An 18,739-nucleotide genomic window follows, 5' to 3' on the forward strand; every position below is an offset into this window, starting at 1 on the left:
GATCTAGAAATAATTATGACAAAATTTTCATTTTTCCTGCTCAAGGTTGGAATCGTAAATTTTTACCCTTATGAATATCTTTTTAAACATTCTAATAAAAGATCATAAAAGCCATCGATATCAACATGCCGCATGACCTTAACGTTTGTGGTTAAATTATTAACGTTATACCAATCGACTAATGTACGTCCCATTGTCACATGTCCTGCAATTTCTACTTGTACAGGACAATCACGGCCCGAAAATAAATCAGGCTTTAGGAGAAAAGCCGTAACAACCGCATCATGAATGTGCCCACCATCTATTTCATAACGTTTCATGTCGTAAGCTCCTGAAAACGACAAGATATCAAAAATAGCTTGAGATTGCTTATTGCCTATTTTTTGGATATCTTTAAGACGCTCTGGGGTCGTGACAAGTTGATGGGTGACATCAAGTCCCATCATAGTCATTTTAATTTTACTTGATAGAACAACATGCGCGGCATGGGGATCCATAAAGAAATTAAATTCAGCTGCCGGTGTTATATTCCCTTCTGTAATAGACCCCCCCATAAAAACAATCTCATCTATTTTTGAAACTATTTTAGGTTCTTTTACGAGGGCCATTGCAATGTTTGTTTGAGGGCCTGTTACTGCAAGTGTAACTTTTTTAGGGCTTTGCATAAGCATGCGTATGATAAAATCAACAGCATGCTCTGTTTCTAAAGCTCTTTTAGGCTCCGGGAAATTAACCCCCGCAAGACCCGTTTTTCCATGAATTTCCTCTACACTTAAATATTCATGCTTAACCAAAGGTCGATCACATCCTGCAAAGACAGGGATATCTTCTCGCCGCGCAAGTTCTGCAATCTTAAGGCCATTAACAGATGTATATTTTAGAGGAACATTTCCCCCGACCGTTGTAACCCCTAAAATATTCAAGCGATCGGGATGCGCAAAAGCCATTAATAAAGCGACAGCATCATCTGTTCCAGGGTCACAATCAAAAATAAGGGCGCGCGGCGCCATGATCGCCTCTCCTTTTAAAGACTAACTTTATGATTTTTGTGACTCTGCCATTTTAGCTTGAGCTTCTTCTTCTGACTGAGCTACAACCAGCGTTAATGGAACAATAACCTCTGGATGTAAAATAAGATCACACTCATAAATCCCAATTTCTTTTATTGGAGCTTTTAAAACAATTTGAGATCTTTTTATCTCAATTCCTTTTTGCATTAATATAACACTAATATCGCGAGGTGTTACAGATCCATAAAGATGCCCACTATCTCCAGCTTGACGAATCAATGTAATCGTAAACCCTTGAATTTTTTGAGCACATGTTTCTGCTTCTGCCTTTTTCGTTAAGTTGGAAGCTTCCAGATGCGCTTTTTGCTTTTCAAAAATAGCAATATTTTCAGGGGTTACACGAAGGGCTTTCTTTTTAGGCAATAGATAATTACGTGCATATCCTGGCTTAACGTCGACAACGGATCCTATTTGACCCAAATTTGGAACACGTTCCAAAAGAATAACTTGCATTTTTTTCACTCCTTAATGTTAAACAATTCAACTTTTCAATTTTTAAGAAACCGCTCATAAAAAATCATGATGAGAGACGTGCTTTCAAGTTCATAAAATGATCTAAAATTCCTAAAGCTGCAACTCCTAAAAACCATGGCAACATAATGATCATACTTCCATAAAAAAAACCGAGCGTAATTCTTTGAAAGACCACTTGATTTTTAAACCACTTTTGAACCTGCAGATGTACAAGAGAACATCCTTGAAATACAAATCCCATAATGACAAGCAGAGATGCATTTTTGCCAAGATAGGAAAGGTCTTCTCCCATAAAAATTAAACCCACGGATATCACTAATAAGCAGGGATACCACACGGGAAGCGTTATATTTTGCATAAGAAAAGGAGGTCTTAAAGCACAAGAGCGGTCTTTTAAAAGAGATAAAGAAATCATAACATTAACAAATAAATGTAAAACCCAAGAAATCAATAAAAAAGAAAGCCCATAATTTACAATTAAAGAGACCCCCTCTTTTCCCCATTGGGCTTGCAAGCCTGCGTTTTTAATAAATTCTTGAACATAAAAAGAAATAAGATCTTCAAAAGAAGTAAAATTGACATGATAGGAAAGAGAAAGACTTTTTAGAAAAAAAGTCTTTGTCCCCACCACTATTCCTATCAAAAAAAGAAGCGTCAACATTAAAAGAAAAGTAACAAAACGTCCTATGGGGTAGAAAAAAAGCTTTCCATTTGAACGACGAACCAAAAGACTTTGCCGAATAGCCAGAACAATAAAAGTCATGCTCATAAGCGGCATCACAATATTTCCTCGAAGACCCTCAATAATACAAAGTGTGATCGCTGAAATTACGGCACCTTCGACACCTAACGTAAATCCACTCAAAAAAATAGGCAGAAGAGCACAGGTTGAAAAAATAAGCCCAAGGAAAGGGTTCACAATAAAACTAAGAGACAATAAACAACTTAAAAGGCCAGCCCCAATCGCAAGTCCCATTCTTCCTTTCCATGATGAGAAAAGAAACGCCCTGACATCAGAGGAAGAATTGGGTTGCGTGCCCATCAAAAATTCCTGCATTTTAAAAAATAAAGATAAACAGCCTTTATTAATTACTGAACAACATAGGGCATAAGAGCAAGGAATCGTGATCTTTTAATTGCTATTGCAAGCTCACGTTGTTTCTTTTGAGAAACAGCAGTTATGCGACTCGGAATAATTTTACCACGTTCAGAAACAAATTTTTGGAGCATCCGAACATCTTTATAATCAATCGGAAGAGCATTTCCACCTGAAAATGGACACGTCTTTCTTCTTCTAAAAAAAGGTCTCTTTACCCCTGCACGTGCAACCGTAAACTCTTCAGGAATTCCTTCCATTGAAGGACCAGAACGTCCATAGGATCTATTTCCTCTCCCAGAGCTTGTATCAGAATAACTTGTCATAAAATACCATGCCTTTCATCTTTATAAAATATATGTAGAGACTTTATTCAGAAACGAAATCCTCTGAAGCAATATCCTCCAGATTGACATCATCCATGCTATTTTCGTCAAGAACCGACTCGTTTGGACGAGAACGATACCCATCCTGTGGACGATAATTTGCACCAGCAGATACACCTTCTTCTTTTTCAGGACGATAACGCATCTGAATGGAAGGTCCTTCTTCAAGGGCATCAACGCGGACCGTTAAAAACCTTAATATATCTTCATCTAATCTCATGTTTCTTTCCATTTCCGCAACAACTTCGGGTGTTGCCTCAATGTTCATGAGATGGTAATAACCTTTTTTATTCTTTTTAATACGATAAGCCAGCTGACGAAGTCCCCAATGTTCAACTTTGGTTACTTTTCCACCGTTATCCTTAAGAAGCTCTGAAAATTTTTGAGCCAATCCCTCACTTTGGGATTGGGTAAGATCCTGGCGTGCAATAAAAACACATTCATAAAAGGGCATATAACTCTCCTTATGGCTTGCTCTTCCTAGAAACTTTTCTAGGACCTAGCCGGATTATCCGGCAAGGAGTTAAAACTCTCTTTACGAAATCTAAGAACCTTCTTTTTCAAGAAAATTCTTATCAGCCCGCAAAGGTCTGTTCTTTATATACAGCCTTTTTCTTTAATTCAAGCAAAATTCTTGCACAAAATATTATTTCCATATTATTTTGAGTCTTATACGTATTTTCTGCATAATTTTTTTGAAATGAGACCTCCCTTCTTTCTCTTCTAAAGGGAACATCCCATTTCAAAATTTTTTAGATATCTCTTTTTCCTAAATATTTTTCCACAATTATTGCAATCGCTTCCGCATTCATAAGATCCATAATATCTCGATTTATAATGCGTAAAAGATCACTTGGCTCTTGAACAATCATGCTATAATAACGCACACCAAAGCCTGAGGATGTAAAATTAACATCCGGAATAGGATGCGCATGGAGAAAAAACCTCAAAAGCGGTTCAGAATAAACAAGAACTCGAGCTTTTCCATTTTCTAAATCTTTAAGCGCCTCATCCAAAGAATTAACAATCTTATGTGGAATAAAGCGTTTCTCTAATAAATTCTGACCGAATGTATTGCTGACAGTGATCACTTTCCCCAACTTTTTTAGATCTTCCAGATCTTGAATTTGTGACGAAAGCTTTCCAACCGTTAACTCTGAAGCAACAGATGCAATTAAAATATTCATTGCAAGCAAAGAAGCAAACATCCAACATCCAGCAACAACACGCCCAACAAGGGTTTTTGTCTCGCCCTCATCAATATTTGCTGATGTCACAATTCCAGTGGACCACCATAAGCCACTTCCAATACCTTTCCAAAAACTTTTCTTATAATCTGGATTTTTTTTGTGCTCAAAAACCCAAAAAGTTCCTGCTTGAAGAAAAAGGCATCCCAGAAGCGCCAGAAGAATCATTAAAAAGTCCCACGAGATAAGATAATTAAAAATAATATTAAAATTACCTGGCTTGACATAAGCAAGACCGATGCCCGACACATAAATAGGAATTGTATATTGAAAATCCATACCAGGCTTTCTCGGAAAATCAGGGATGCGACCCACGAGGAGATCATATTCCTTTTTACAAATCTTATTAATGCCTTCTTCTTGTGTGACGGGGAAATACTGAAAAGTAAATCCATTTTTACGCGCGATTTTCTCCCAAATATCGATACTAATTCCTTGATACTCTCCCTTTTTCTCATCTCGAAAAGCAAAAGGGGCTTCTTCATAAACACCAACTTTTAATGTTTTATGAAGAGAAGCTGGAATAACTTCCTGAAAAGATTCAAAATCCTCAACTTCTTCTGAGATAAAATTAGGATTAGCTTCATCTGCTCTTGAAACATCAATCATTAAAAATGAAAAAATAATCCCACAAAAAAATAACTTCAAGTGTCTAAACATTATAGAATTTCTCCTTTTTTCTTATTTATTATAAACATAGGAAAAGTCATCAGATCTTCCTTTCTCCGAGATATTTCTTCTCAAGAATCCCCATTTCTTCTGTATTTATAAGCGCAAGAATATCTCGATTTATGATCCTTAAAAGAGGACTTGGATCATGAACGACCATCCCATAATACCGAATACCAAGCTTTGAGGGAATTAAATCAATATCTGAAAGCTGCCGTTTTAGCAATCCATACCTCAAAGCAGGATATGAGTAAATTAACACAGAAGCCGTCCGATTTTCTAAAGCTTTTAATCCTGTGTCCAAAGACGCTATGCCTTTATAGGGAATAAAATGATCATTTAAATAATGTTGCCCAAAGGTTCCTTCAACGCAAAAAATATTTTTAGATCTTTTTAGATCTTCAATATCTCCAATCTCAAAAGACATTTTTCCAACCGTTAACACGGATGTAGCAGACGCAATTAAAATATTCATTGCAAGCAAAGATCCGAAAATCCAGAATGCAGCAACAATTCTTCCAAAAAAGGTCTTCGTTTCTCCTTCATCAATATTTGCATTGGTCATAATGCCAGTGGACCACCAGAGCCCACTCCCAATTGCTCGCCAAAAACTTTTCTTATAATCTGGATTTTTCTTATGCTCAAAAATCCAAAATGAGCCTGCTTGAAAAAAAAGACAGGCAAGAAGAATCAAGCTTACAATTAAAAAGTCCCAGGAAATAAGATAATCAGAAAGAATACGAAAACTACTTTCCTTTAAATAAGCAATGCCAATACCAGCTACATAAAAGGGAATGGTGTATTGAAATTTCATTCCTGCCTTTCTTGGGAAATCAGAAATGTTTCCAAGTAAAAGATCATATTTCTCTTCAGAAATACCCTTAAGACCTTGTTCAAACGTCACAGGAACATACGTGAAAGATAACCCATTTTTACGCGCAATCATTTCCCAAAGATCAATGCTTATTCCTTTGTAAGTTTTCGTTTTTTCATCTTGAAAAGCAAAAGGAGCTCCTTCATAAACACCAATACTTAAGGTCTTGTTAAGAAGCGAGGCAGGTATTGTTTCTCGAATGTCTTTAAAATTCTCAACTTGTTCGGATAAAAGGATAGGATAAGATTCATGAGAATTTACAGCATTAGTATTAAGAAAAATGCTCTGAAAAATCACACCCACAATAAGTAAGATATACCCTGTTCGCACGCCCTCTTCCTTTCTTTTCTTTTTTATGTATGGTCTTTATTAAAAAAAGAGTCTTTATAAGATTACATTACTTCTCTCCAAGGGTCAATTTTTTTCCTCAAGTGTTACTTCTAACATGTTTCCGAGCTCTCGCCACTCTCCTTTAGAAAGCCCACTTTCTTCTTGCGAGACTCTTTCTCCTTTGAGAATTTTTTTAAGCGTCTTTAAGCCATCTCTTGATAAAAGCGCACCTTCAAGACGGTATTTCATGAAAGCATCATAGGTAAAAGGAACCCATAATTTTAAAATTTCAAGCATTTTTTGAGCATAGACACGAATTTCATACTGAGCATGTCCATCTCCTCTTAAACTTAAAAAGTGCATAAAGTTGTGAAGGTCAATTTTCCAATAAAATTGTGTGTAGCAATTGACAGGTAAATTCATTCTGGCTAATTCACGTGTCAGTCCCTGGCGATGCGGATCAATTACCGTTCCATCCTCATGCTCATTGAGCATTTCTTCATAATGATCATAACACCGGGCTGAATCTTCTTTAAGAATCTGAAGAACACGCGCGGCTTCTTCTCCTTTTAAAACTTCTTCTCTTCCTTGTTTATTTTGAAGGGATTGACTTGCCAGTTGTCCTGGATCAGGAATATAAAACTCCCGATCTAAAATGGAATATCGCGCAGAATACTCATTGACACTCGCGGTTCGATGACGCAACCAATGTCGCGCAATAAAAATGGGCATTTTAACATGAAACTTAATTTCACACATCTCAAAAGGCGTTGAGTGCCGATGCCGTATAAGATAATTAATCAATCTTTTATCTTCACTGACTTTTTTTGTCCCACGCCCATAAGAAACACGAGCAGCTTGTACGATTGCACTATCATTGCCCATGTAATCGATAAGACGTATAAATCCATGATCCAAAATGGGAATCATTTCAAAAAGAATTTCTTCTAATTCAAAAACTGTTGGACGACGGGTCTGAAATGTTTCCAGTCGATGCTCTTGGATTTCTTCTTCGTAGGATGTCATTTTTTAGCCTCATCTTTAAAATGCTTTAACCATTTCTCATATCACGTCCACTTCCAAAATACTTTAACAAAATCGTTTGAATTTCTTGCATGTTTATAAGATTTAAAATTTCCTGATTAAGGAAATACAGGATATCACTTCCTTGAGGAACCATAAAACTATAATATTGATTCACAAGACCTGCAGGAACAAATTTAATATCTGGATTTGGGTATTTCTTCATCTCATATTTTAAAATAGGTTCATTATAAATAAGAGCTTGGGCTTGATTTTTATTTAAAAGATTGAACCCTTCTTTTAAAGAAGGAACAATTTCATAGGAAATAAAATGATCATCTAAGAATTGTTTTGAATCTGTCCCATTAAGACAAAGAACTTTCATACGCCGAAGATCTGATAAATCTTCTATGTGAGATGATAGTTCTCCCACAGTTAATTTTGAGACAATTGAACCTGTAAAAATATTAATCATAATAAGTGCTGCAAACATCCAAAAAACAGCAATAACTCTCCCGCCTATGGATTTTGTAGCAACGTCTCCTGCTTCATTCAAGGTTGCAATTCCTGCTGACCACCATAACCCATTTCCAACACCTTTCCAAAATCCTCCCTTGTAATAAGGATTTTTTTTCCTTTCAAATAACCAAAGCGTAAAGGTTTGAACAACAATAAAGAGCATAATAAAAACAATAAACTTTAGGAAATTCCAAGAAATAAAGTAATCTATCATAACTTTAATTGGGTTACTTTTTAAAATAGAAACGCCCAACCCAGAAACATAAAAAGGAATTGTATACTCAAATGCCATCCCTTTCTCTTGTACAAAATCTGGAATTCCACCTAACAAAATATCATACTTGCCTTCAGATATTCCTTTAATCCCTTCTTCTTTGGTAACGGGAATATACTTGAAAGATAACCCATTCTTCCGGGCAATAAATTCCCAAATATCAACACTAATCCCTTGATAAGAGTTATTTTCTTTCTTAAGAAAAGCAAAAGGAGCCATTTCGCACACAGCGATGTTTAAAACTTTATGAATAAGATGACTTGGTAATCGACTTTTTTCAAAGCGTTCCACTTTGGTCTGAGTTATCGAGAAAACAGAGGATGAAACACCTGCTTCTAAAATACTCACACTTAAAGCCAATAAAATTAAGAGTATACGTGCAATCATAAGGAATCCTTTATTATTTTTTCCTAAAAATCACTGAAATGATCTCTTTAAGAATTTTTAATATTTTTTATTGTATTTTCTCGTGGATGTGACTCAATGTGCTACATCCTGCTTGATTATCAGATAAAGAAGCAAGCAAAAAGATTTTACAGCAATTTTTATGAGGTATCAATAGGGCTGACAGTACATTTTTAAAGCTTTTCACATAGAAAAAAACTTTTTTTGTTCAATTTTTATCTTAAATTTATAAAAAAACATACGTTGTAGATTAAGTCCGAAGATCTGTAACATTCCCAAAGTAACGAGATAAAATGTTCTTAATTTCCTCCCCATTTAGAAGTTTTAGAATGACCTGGTTAAGAGAATACAAAAGCTTACTTCCACGCGGAACTTTAATACTATAATATTGGCTTACTATTCCAGCATGAACAAACTGAATATTTGGCAAAGATGTTGTATTAATCATATATTTCAACATCGGTTCAGAATAAATCAATGCACTTCCTTTATTTTTTTGAAGGAACTCAAAGCCTTCCTCTAAGGAACTGACGGTTTTAAATTTAACAAAATGCTCCTTAAGAAATTTTTTTGAAGACTTTTCATCAAGACACAAAACATTTAACTTGCGAAGATCTGCTACTGTTTGAATATTTGTTGATAACTTTCCAATTGTTAACTCTGAGGCAATAGAACCTGTAAAAATATTAACCATTACCAGTGCCAATAACATCCAAAAAACAGCAATACACCGACCCCACAAAGTTTGAGTATTTACATCTCCTGCTTCATTTAAAGCTCCTATTCCAGCAGACCACCACAAACCATTTCCGATTCCTCTCCAAAATCCTCCTTGATAATGAGGGTTTATCTTACGTTCAAAAAACCAGAGCGTAAGTGTTTGCAAAATAACAAAAATACTAAAACCGATAACCACTTTAAAAAAGTCCCATGAAATAAAATAATTTAGAACCATTCTTAAAAAACTATCTTTCGAAATAGCAATGCCAATTCCAGCTGAATAAAAAGGAAGTGTGTAATCAAATCGCGCGCTATCATCTTGAACAAAATCTGGAATCGCGCCAAGAAGAACATCATATTTCCCCTCAGCAACACCTTTCATCCCCTCCTCTTTCGACACAAGCATATATTTAAAAGAAAGACCCAGCTCACGTGCAATCTTTTCCCATATATCAATACTTATTCCTGTATAAACATTTGGAACCTCTGAAGGAAATACAAAAGGAATTTCTTCATAGATTGCCACCGTTAAAACTTTATTGCGCATCTCTTCCGGAAGCACATCTTTTGTAAAATGAATGATACGATTAGCAGGCAAAAAAGAATCTGTAATCACTTCTCCTTTTTCAGAAAAAGATTTTGCACTTAAAGTACTTAATGCCACAAAACAAAAAAACATAAGAAGGCGCACAAACATCTCTTTTTACTCTTTTCTTATTTTTGTTTAAATTTTATAAAACTAAAAAAAATTATTTCCTGAGGTTTGTGGGGAGTCAGATACATCCTGGTGAACCATACAATTGAGAGAGCAGGTAGTATTCGCACCACACTTAGTATTACAGCAACCAATAAAGTCAGGGCTGGAAGGTGAACAATTACAATTTGCTCCTTCTGCACTTAAAGAAGATAGTTGTAATGAAGCAATAGCTATTATTAATAGTTTTTTTAACATCGTTTCTCCCAAAAGAACTGGTTAGATTCTTATACTTTCTTTCTTATTCTAAATTTTTTTTATAACTTAAAATAGACTATACTATTTATAACTGACAAAAAAGAAAAAAATATAAAAACCTTTGAAATTAACTTTATGAGTCATCACCAAATAGAATAAACAAAAAAACTTAAAGGTTTTTATAAATTGTAATTAAAGAAACGCTTTAAGGATTCAGATATGCTAATTTTATTGTTACCATAGAAAAAATTGATGATTTTTTTTATAGATAATTTGAGCTTTAAAAACAATCTATAAAAAAAGAGAAGTTATAAAAAATTATGATATATAAGACGAGACCTTTTCAATCTAATGGGGTTCGGCACAAATGAAATAAGCGAAAAAGTATTGGTTTTTTTGAAAGTATACGTCAAAGGAAATGGTATAAAATCATGTATATCCTTATCGATTTTCGATTCAATTAAAAGCAACCGCATGAAAGCCAAGCTTTATCAATTCCATAAGCTTGGGTAGCAAAAAATGCTCACAAAGTACTTGCTTTAAGATACTGACACGTCAATGATGATTAAGCGTCTATTAAAAACAAGTTTCAGAAAGTTCTTCTGCCTTTTTAATTTCATCTAAATTAAGGACCCTTTATAATATTATGGCTTTCTTGATTAGAAAATCTCAACCTTTTGAAAAATTAAAATTAATCCTTATTTTTTTAAAAAAACTTTTCTCTCTCCTTCTCTGGAGTTCAACTTCATTTATCCTTATTTGGGCTTTAGGGTTTTTATTTTTTCTTGGGTATCTTTCTTTTTTTAAAGAGCCTCTTCCTCCTTATGAAAAGACAGATCTTCTTGTTGTTTTAACAGGTGGGAAAGGGCGTATTATAAAAGGGCTGTCCCTTATAAATGAAGATGCTGCAACACATCTATTTATTTCAGGGGTTGAAAAAAATGTTACGGGACCTGATATTCTTTTAGAGGCCACCAAAAAATCAGCATCTTCCCTGAATATTCCCGTCGATCTTTCTAAAATGCAGCTTGGTCATCACGCAAAAAATACGCATGAGAATGCTCAAGAAGTCGCTCTTTGGATTAAACATCAAAACATGCTGAACCATTTAAAAAACCAAGCTCCTTTAAAATCTATACGTCTTGTTACTTCTATTTATCATATGCCCCGAAGTTTATTAGAATTTAAGAGAGCCTTACCAAATATAACATTCGTTCCTCACCCCGTCTTTTCGTCTCTTTTTCATGGGATTTATTGGTGGAAAACTTTACCAGCATTAAAACTGTCTTTTTCTGAATATATTAAATATAATCTTGCGATTTTTCGAATTTGTTATGAAGAGATTCGCTTTTTTTTAAAAGAATTAATTTTTAAAGAAACCTGGTCGAAATAAAAATATGTCTTTTAATCATAAGAGCTTTACAAACGAGGCTTTTCACATTTATTCTTTAGATCCTTAGGTCTTCATTTTAACTTTAAAAAAAATTATGACATTTTTTCAAACTTTAAATCTCTATTCTAGATCATTACTTTTTAATATCAGTATGTTTGTGATAACAGCTTGTCTAAGTATTTTATTTCTCCCTTTTCTAATTCTTCCACGAAAATATACGTTATGGATCCCACAATTTTGGGTGTCTATTATTTTTTTCCTTTTAAAACATATTACTCACCTGACCTTTGAAATTCGCGGAGAGGTGCCTCAAACTCCTTGTCTAATTGCATCAAAACATCAATCGACTTTTGAAACTTTTGTGTTTCATAAAATTTTGAAAAACCCTGTTTATTTTTTAAAAAAGGAGCTGCTTTATATCCCTATCTTTGGATGGTATTTGAAAAAAGAAGGGATGATTCCTTTGAGTCGTCATCGCAAGAAATTACCTTTCAAAAATCTTTGTTTAAGAGCCGCTCAAGCTTTAAGTTCAGGATCTCATATTATTCTCTTTCCAGAAGGGACAAGAACATCCCCAGGAGCAAAAGTTCCCTATAAAACAGGTATTTCTCTTTTTTACCAAGCTTTAAATGTCCCCGTTGTTCCCGTTGCTCTGAATAGTGGATTATTTTGGGGCAGAAGATCTTTTCTAAAACGACCAGGTTGTGTTATTATTGAGTTCCTTCCTCCGATCTCACCGGGTCTTAATCCTAAATCATTTTTAACATGCCTCGAAACACAATTAGAAGAAAGAAGTAAGGACCTTATTAATGACCGTTACTCCTCCTAGAAGAATACGTTTTTTCAGCATAATTTTAAGTATTTTAATTCTTCTTTTGGGAGGATTTTGGACGTTTAGCGTCTTTCAAGCAAAACACCTCTTTGAAAAGAAACTTTCATCTCTTAAAGAACAGGGGCAAGAAATTCGGTACGAGACACTCAAAATTCATCAATTTTTTCCAATTATTACCTTAAAAGCAACGGGTCTTGTTTTTGAAAATCTTCTTCTTTCAAACACAATTTCTTTTTCTATAAAAATCGATTCTCTTCTTTTTTCTTTTTCGCCTTTCTCTTCAAAACAAATAAAAGGGTCTTTTGATACGTTAACAGCCTCTTTTTTAAAAGAACCACGTAATATTATTTTTGGACCTACTTCTTTTGATATCAATTTTTCTTCTGAGTCTTTTTATGCAATGGGAAATGCTGAGTTTATAAACATTCAAACTTTAACATCCCCAAGCGCATCTCTCGAAAATCTTTATCTTTCCCTTACGCCTCAGACCTTACGTGTAAAAAATGAAGAGACTTCTTACGAAACACCAGGATTAAATATAACTGGTTCTTTTAAAAAACTTTCTTTAAACCAATCTTCAAAAAATATTGGACCTGATATTGAAAACATCTCCTTTACTGCTTTTCTTATGGAAAAAATCGATCTTTCAGATTTCCCTAAAAAGTCTCTCAAAACTATTTTAAGCCAATGGAAAGATCGGGGAGGTGCTTTGGATATCGAGAAAGCAACTCTGTCATGGGGAGATTTAACGTTTAGCCTCGAGGGAACACTCGCCTTGGACGATACACTCAATCCTGAGGGCTCTTTTACATCGACTGTGAAAGGCATTCCTGAATTTTTAAAACACTTATCTCAAAATCAAACATACTCGACGCAAGATCGCTTGTTTTTAGAGCTTTCTCTTGGTTTTCTTTCTGGAACATCCGGAGAAATCACGCTTCCTTTAACACTCCAAAATCAAATTCTTCGTCTTGGGAATTTCATTAATGTAGATATCACCCCCCTTTCTTGGTAAAAACATTTTATTAAGGATCAATTTAAATATGTTCTATCGAATTTTTTTTATGCTTTTGATTATTTTATGTATTGGGTTTGGGTTTTGTTTTTATAAAGCTGAACGTTTGCTCTTTTTGACTGATCTTTCAACAAGACCCCTTGAAAAATTTTCAAATCCTGATTTTCAAGCTCCTCTATATAATTCTCGAGCGCCTGTTTATCTTATTTCTTATGCAGATGGGCCAGAGGTATTTTTTCAAAATCAATACGCCCTTGCACAATCAAGCCTGGGACGCGGCGTAGATTTCATCTTAAACTACCGTAAATCTCTCCTTGATCCTCAATTTGTCTCAGAAAACAAAGAAATTATAGATCAACCGAAAGGAGCGGGATACTGGCTTTGGAAACCTTGGATTATTTTAAAAACACTTAAAAGTGTTCCTGAAAACGCAATTGTTATTTATTCCGACACAGGAAATCTTATTAAAGCGTCTCTAACACCTCTTATAAAATTAGCTGAACAGCATCCTATTCTTCTCAGCGTTTATGAAAACAAAGAGATTTGGGGATGGGCCTCAAAAAAAGTTAAACGCGATGTTTTTATGTCTTTAAATTGTGACACTCCAGAATGTCATAACGGTTCCGTTTTATGGGCTGGTTTTATGATTTTTAGAAATACGCCTGAAGCCCGTGAGTTTGTTCAAATGTGGCTTAAATATGCACAAGACCCAGAGCTTTTAACAGACCTACCAAGTAAATATGAATCTCTTCCAGATGCGGCTGGCCATTGTCATGACCAAGCTATTCTAACTGTTTTGTATCACAAAGATCCCAAAAATAAATATCTTATGTCCTATGATGACCTTCTTATGAAAAATCATCTTGCCTGGAAACATCGAAAACCTTGTGCAGACAAACTCTTTATTTATGAGTCTTTGATACCCTATTATGGATATACGCTCATGCGTAAGATTGATCGCCTTTTTTTTAATAATTATTGGCTTAAAAAACTGCGAGAAAATTTAAATCGCTCTTAAACAAATCAAAGGAATTTTTAAAGAAAAAATAGAACTAAGTTAAAAAACATCTTATAAATAAATTAAAAAGTGCCTTTAGGGTTTTTCATCCGAAAGGCACATAAAAAAAATTATTTTCTTCTTGTTTAACAGAAAATCTTATTTTCATTTCTAAAAGAAAGAAACATCTGTAAAAAAGATAAGGAAATTTTAAACCATCGTAGAAAGTAAGATTTTTAAAGGGCTATGGTGGGCCAGGGAGGACTTGAACCTCCGACCCCACGCTTATCAAGCGTGTGCTCTAACCAACTGAGCTACTAGCCCGCGATGGATCCAGATTAGAATTTTTTCTAAATCTGCTAAAACTGGTGGAGGTGAACGGGATCGAACCGATGACCCCCTGCTTGCAAAGCAGGTGCTCTCCCAGCTGAGCTACACCCCCGTAAACTCTTTATATCTAAAAATGCAGAAACTTACAATTTATTTTGTTAATGCGTTTTTATAAAACATTAGAGATAAAAAGGGATCCATAGGCAGAAGCTAACCCTCATTTGAGGGATTTTTAATGTGTCCTGGAAACTCGTGAGAATTTCGAAGTCCACATCCTTAGAAAGGAGGTGATCCAGCCGCAGGTTCCCCTACAGCTACCTTGTTACGACTTCACCCCAGTCGCTGATCTTACCGTGGTTGACTGCCCCCTTGCGGTTAGCTCATCAGCTTAAGGTAAAACCAACTCCCATGGTGTGACGGGCGGTGTGTACAAGACCCGAGAACGTATTCACCGCGGCATGCTGATCCGCGATTACTAGCGATTCCGACTTCATGCACTCGAATTGCAGAGTGCAATCTGAACTGAGATGGCTTTTAAGGGATTTGCTCCAGGTTGCCCTATCGCTTCCCGTTGTCACCACCATTGTAGCACGTGTGTAGCCCAGACCATAAGGGCCATGAGGACTTGACGTCATCCCCACCTTCCTCCGGCTTATCACCGGCGGTTTCTTTAGAGAGCTCGGCCGAACCGTTAGCAACTAAAGACGAGGGTTGCGCTCGTTGCGGGACTTAACCCAACATCTCACGACACGAGCTGACGACAGCCATGCAGCACCTGTGTGGTACCCACCCGAAGTGAAGAGCTCAGATTCCCAAGCTCATAGTACCCATGTCAAGGTCTGGTAAGGTTTTGCGCGTTGCTTCGAATTAAACCACATGCTCCACCGCTTGTGCGGGTCCCCGTCAATTCATTTGAGTTTTAATCTTGCGACCGTACTCCTCAGGCGGAGTGCTTAACGCGTTAGCTACGACACCGATGGTTACCCACCGACATCTAGCACTCATCGTTTAGGGCGTGGACTACCAGGGTATCTAATCCTGTTTGCTCCCCACGCTTTCGCGCCTTAGCGTCAGTATCGGACCAGTGAGCCGCCTTCGCCACTGGTGTTCTTCCTAATATCTACGAATTTCACCTCTACACTAGGAATTCCACTCACCTCTTCCGATCTCTAGCCTACCAGTATCAAGTGCAGTTCCCAAGTTAAGCTCGGGGCTTTCACACCTGACTTAATAGGCCGCCTACGCGCCCTTTACGCCCAGTAATTCCGAACAACGCTAGGACCCTTCGTATTACCGCGGCTGCTGGCACGAAGTTAGCCGGTCCTTCTTCTGTGGGTACCGTCATTATCTTCCCCACTGAAAGAGCTTTACAACCCGAAGGCCTTCTTCACTCACGCGGCATCGCTGGATCAGGGTTTCCCCCATTGTCCAATATTCCCCACTGCTGCCTCCCGTAGGAGTCTGGGCCGTGTCTCAGTCCCAGTGTGGCTGGCCATCCTCTCAGACCAGCTATAGATCGTAGGCTTGGTAGGCCATTACCCTACCAACTACCTAATCTAACGCGGGCTCCTCCATCAGCGACCGAAGTCTTTCTCCCTAAGGACGTATGCGGTATTAGCTTCAGTTTCCCGAAGTTGTTCCCCACTGATGGGTAGATTCCCACGCGTTACTCACCCGTTTGCCACTAAGCATAAACCGAAGTTTATACTCCGTTCGACTTGCATGTGTTAGGCGTGCCGCCAGCGTTCGTTCTGAGCCATGATCAAACTCTCATGTTCACTTTAAAGTATAAAACTTTAAATCTTGACGAATATAATTTATTTACGCTGTCTTAAATACATATACAGCAAACTATATTAATCGATATAGCTTCTGCCTATGCATCCCATTTTTAACATAATTAAATTTTTACATTTAATTATAGATTTCTCTTACTTTTCTACAATGTCAAAGAACAATTTTCCGAAACAATTTAAACCTTTTAAAAAGGTCCGTCGCCCGGTAGAACGTAACCTAATCAATTCTTTTGATCTTTTCAAGCTTTTTTTTTACTTTTTTTAAATTAAATTTTAAAAAAGCCCTTTTTCAAGGAAAATCAAGCTGAAATGGCGCGCCCGAAGAGATTCGAACTCCTAGCCTCCTGATCCGTAGTCAGGTGCTCTATCCAGTTGAGCTACGGGCGCATTTTTAGAAACGTCTCCGGCACCCTACTGCAAGCTGAATTGGTTTTCAAGAAAAATATTCTTGATTTTATTTTAAGAAAACAAATTTCTCTTAAAATACCAAATCTCTTTAACCATTTTCAAAAATCTAAATTTTTTTAAGGATTTTACGTCCTTAAAGAGAGATAGGTATTCTCGATTTAAATTTCAAGAGAAAGAGAAATTATTTTACTATTTTCCACTTAATTAATTGATATTAGTAAAAAATATCCTATTGAGCACGGTGTATCGCATCATAAATCATTCGAACATAAGCTGCAAAAAATCGATTTACCCTTTCTTCAAGACATCCTTCACCTGTGACATAGTTTTCAACGATCCCAGACGCAAGCTCGGTTAAAAAACCATCTTCAAATTTTCCTGTATGATGATACTTTTCTGTGCGCACTTCAATCGCAAAGCTCCATGAACGTGAAACAAGCTCCTGGAACAAGGCACCTTGGCTTTTAAAATCTGCTTGAAACACATTATCAACATACCCTAAAAACGTAGCTTGAGGAATAACTTCTCCATTGAGTTTCAACGTGATCGGATTTTCCTGAAAATAACGCTTCATATTTACATGAACATCCTCAAAAGAAAGATCAGGATTTCCAATCCTGAGTGTCTTTCCAATCTCGATGACATTTTTTAAGTTTGCCCCAACATAAGCATCAAGAACGTGAACATCCATCATATTTGGAAGACTTTCAAGATGACGCCAAATAGGCATTATCTGACTTTTCATTCCTTCAAGAGCAGGATTTTCTCGAATTTTATCCAAAGTTCCCAAAAATTTTTTAGAAAGGCTTCCAGACGCTGCTAAGTTCATGTCTCTTAGAGAAAATACGGTATCACCCATTTCTGTTTGAAGTATACGTGCTCTGCCGTCAGCAGCAGCACCTTCTTCCTTGACTTCTCCAAGATAAGGTCTAATTGCTTTAAAAGCTTGTTCATAGGAACCATCAGAAACTGAATTCCAAAAACAATCCCCCAAACAAGATTGTAACATAATAAATTTTTCAACAACTTCTGGGTTATGTTGAAACTGCTGGATTTTTTGAGCGCATATTCTTCCGATTTCTTCTTGGTTACCTTGTTCAAAAGCCTCCATTGCAAAAGCAGCTTTGCAACACAGAACGATGGCAATTGTTCGAAAAATTAATCCCGTTCTCATTTTAAAATTTCTTTAAAAATGTCTTTTTTAAATATATATAAACACCTTTCTAAAATATAAGAACATCGTTTCCTCATTTCAAGGAATTTATCAATCCTTCTGAAATATTTAAATAATATCAATGAACCTGCGTTGTCAGAAAAGGCAGAGACTCATTTAAACCTGATGAAAGCTCGTTTCTTTATGATCCTATGAGAAATCATGAGAAGCGGATCATTTTATCCTTTTTTGAAAGATCCGAGCTGGTTCCCGAGCTTATATTGACATCCTCTCGTCCTTAAAAGAACGAGATTCCTTAAATTCACGCAACACGGTGATTTAAGGGTGGTTCCTGCTTCATCGAAGCTGCCTTCTCTACTTTTGATAGAGTTTGTCTTACCTCTTCTCCACAGGCGAGCATGGCATGCCCTGCCGCTAATATGTTCTTCGCTGCATTTACATCCGCATGATCTTCGTGTCTACAAGATTGACATTTAAACATGGCTTGTGAGGTGCGATTGGTCGCATCTACATATTCACACCGATTGCATGTTTGACTTGTGTACCGAGGATCAACAAAAATTAAGAGGCCACCCCGTTCTTTCTGCTTATAGCCCAAGTATTGGATGAACTCTCCCCATCCTTGATCGAGAATAGAGCGATTCACTCCTGCTTTTGCCTTTATATTGCGTCCAGGTTCTTTCTTCGTTCCTTTAGCAGACCCTGACATATTGCCGATTTTCAACTTTTCCACAACAAGGATTGCTTGGTTTTTG

16 protein-coding genes, 3 tRNA genes and 1 rRNA gene are annotated in these 18,739 nt (G+C 36.4%); 4 read left to right on the forward strand and 16 right to left on the reverse strand.

All coding sequences use genetic code 11. The features are described from left to right. Positions 1–68 precede the first annotated feature (68 nt). The 10 genes from JSS34_02065 to JSS34_02110 form a co-directional block, all read right to left on the reverse strand. The gene (locus JSS34_02065; GenBank protein ID MBS0185130.1) at positions 69–1,010 is read right to left on the reverse strand and encodes a nucleoside hydrolase; all 942 of its coding nucleotides are present in this window, start codon (positions 1,008–1,010) and stop codon (positions 69–71) included. Between the two features lie 27 nt (positions 1,011–1,037). Further along, positions 1,038–1,523 carry a 50S ribosomal protein L9 gene (rplI, locus tag JSS34_02070; GenBank protein ID MBS0185131.1) on the reverse strand — a complete coding sequence of 162 codons (486 nt, stop codon included), beginning with the start codon at positions 1,521–1,523 and terminating at the stop codon, positions 1,038–1,040. Positions 1,524–1,587: 64 nt separating this feature from the next. Next, positions 1,588–2,586, reverse strand: coding sequence for a hypothetical protein (locus JSS34_02075; protein MBS0185132.1), 999 nt, complete (start codon positions 2,584–2,586; stop codon positions 1,588–1,590). Positions 2,587–2,633: 47 nt separating this feature from the next. Continuing rightward, complete coding sequence (locus tag JSS34_02080; GenBank protein MBS0185133.1) at positions 2,634–2,900, reverse strand: 30S ribosomal protein S18; 267 nt, start codon at positions 2,898–2,900, stop codon at positions 2,634–2,636. A gap of 109 nt (positions 2,901–3,009) precedes the next feature. Beyond that, a complete protein-coding gene (rpsF, locus tag JSS34_02085) occupies positions 3,010–3,480 on the reverse strand; it encodes a 30S ribosomal protein S6 (GenBank protein ID MBS0185134.1) in 471 nt (156 codons plus the stop codon). Positions 3,481–3,778: 298 nt separating this feature from the next. Further along, positions 3,779–4,933, reverse strand: coding sequence for a transporter substrate-binding domain-containing protein (locus tag JSS34_02090; GenBank protein MBS0185135.1), 1,155 nt, complete (start codon positions 4,931–4,933; stop codon positions 3,779–3,781). 49 nt (positions 4,934–4,982) lie between these two features. After that, positions 4,983–6,146, reverse strand: a complete 1,164-nt coding sequence (locus tag JSS34_02095) for a transporter substrate-binding domain-containing protein (GenBank protein ID MBS0185136.1) — start codon at positions 6,144–6,146, stop codon at positions 4,983–4,985. Positions 6,147–6,230: 84 nt separating this feature from the next. Further along, entirely contained in the window at positions 6,231–7,172 is a 942-nt protein-coding gene (locus JSS34_02100) for an FAD-dependent thymidylate synthase (GenBank protein MBS0185137.1), read from the reverse strand. Between the two features lie 25 nt (positions 7,173–7,197). Next, entirely contained in the window at positions 7,198–8,349 is a 1,152-nt protein-coding gene (locus JSS34_02105) for a transporter substrate-binding domain-containing protein (protein ID MBS0185138.1), read from the reverse strand. Positions 8,350–8,617: 268 nt separating this feature from the next. Beyond that, a complete protein-coding gene (locus JSS34_02110) occupies positions 8,618–9,784 on the reverse strand; it encodes a transporter substrate-binding domain-containing protein (protein MBS0185139.1) in 1,167 nt (388 codons plus the stop codon). Positions 9,785–10,685: 901 nt separating this feature from the next. On the opposite strand from JSS34_02110, the gene JSS34_02115 reads away from it, so the two are divergent. From JSS34_02115 to JSS34_02130, 4 genes are all read left to right on the forward strand, one after another. Next, entirely contained in the window at positions 10,686–11,432 is a 747-nt protein-coding gene (locus tag JSS34_02115) for a YdcF family protein (protein MBS0185140.1), read from the forward strand. A gap of 241 nt (positions 11,433–11,673) precedes the next feature. Next, positions 11,674–12,261, forward strand: coding sequence for a 1-acyl-sn-glycerol-3-phosphate acyltransferase (locus tag JSS34_02120; GenBank protein MBS0185141.1), 588 nt, complete (start codon positions 11,674–11,676; stop codon positions 12,259–12,261). Then, positions 12,242–13,279 (forward strand): DUF2125 domain-containing protein, encoded by a 1,038-nt coding sequence (locus tag JSS34_02125; GenBank protein ID MBS0185142.1) that lies wholly within the window; start codon positions 12,242–12,244, stop codon positions 13,277–13,279. The genes JSS34_02120 and JSS34_02125 overlap by 20 nt, the downstream gene beginning before the upstream one ends. A 28-nt stretch (positions 13,280–13,307) precedes the next feature. Then, entirely contained in the window at positions 13,308–14,297 is a 990-nt protein-coding gene (locus tag JSS34_02130; protein ID MBS0185143.1) for a hypothetical protein, read from the forward strand. Between the two features lie 226 nt (positions 14,298–14,523). Here JSS34_02130 and JSS34_02135 read toward each other — a convergent pair. The 6 genes from JSS34_02135 to JSS34_02160 form a co-directional block, all read right to left on the reverse strand. Further along, positions 14,524–14,600 (reverse strand) — tRNA-Ile (locus JSS34_02135). 42 nt (positions 14,601–14,642) lie between these two features. Further along, positions 14,643–14,718, reverse strand: a tRNA-Ala gene (locus JSS34_02140). 168 nt (positions 14,719–14,886) lie between these two features. Beyond that, positions 14,887–16,384, reverse strand: a 16S ribosomal RNA gene (locus JSS34_02145). Positions 16,385–16,712: 328 nt separating this feature from the next. Beyond that, positions 16,713–16,789 (reverse strand) — tRNA-Arg (locus tag JSS34_02150). 250 nt (positions 16,790–17,039) lie between these two features. Then, complete coding sequence (locus JSS34_02155) at positions 17,040–17,984, reverse strand: hypothetical protein (GenBank protein ID MBS0185144.1); 945 nt, start codon at positions 17,982–17,984, stop codon at positions 17,040–17,042. Between the two features lie 301 nt (positions 17,985–18,285). After that, positions 18,286–18,739: transposase (locus tag JSS34_02160; GenBank protein MBS0185145.1), on the reverse strand; the 454-nt coding region annotated here is incomplete at its 5' end.

The organism is Pseudomonadota bacterium (genome assembly GCA_018242545.1).
GTDB lineage: Bacteria > Pseudomonadota > Alphaproteobacteria > 16-39-46 > 16-39-46 > 16-39-46.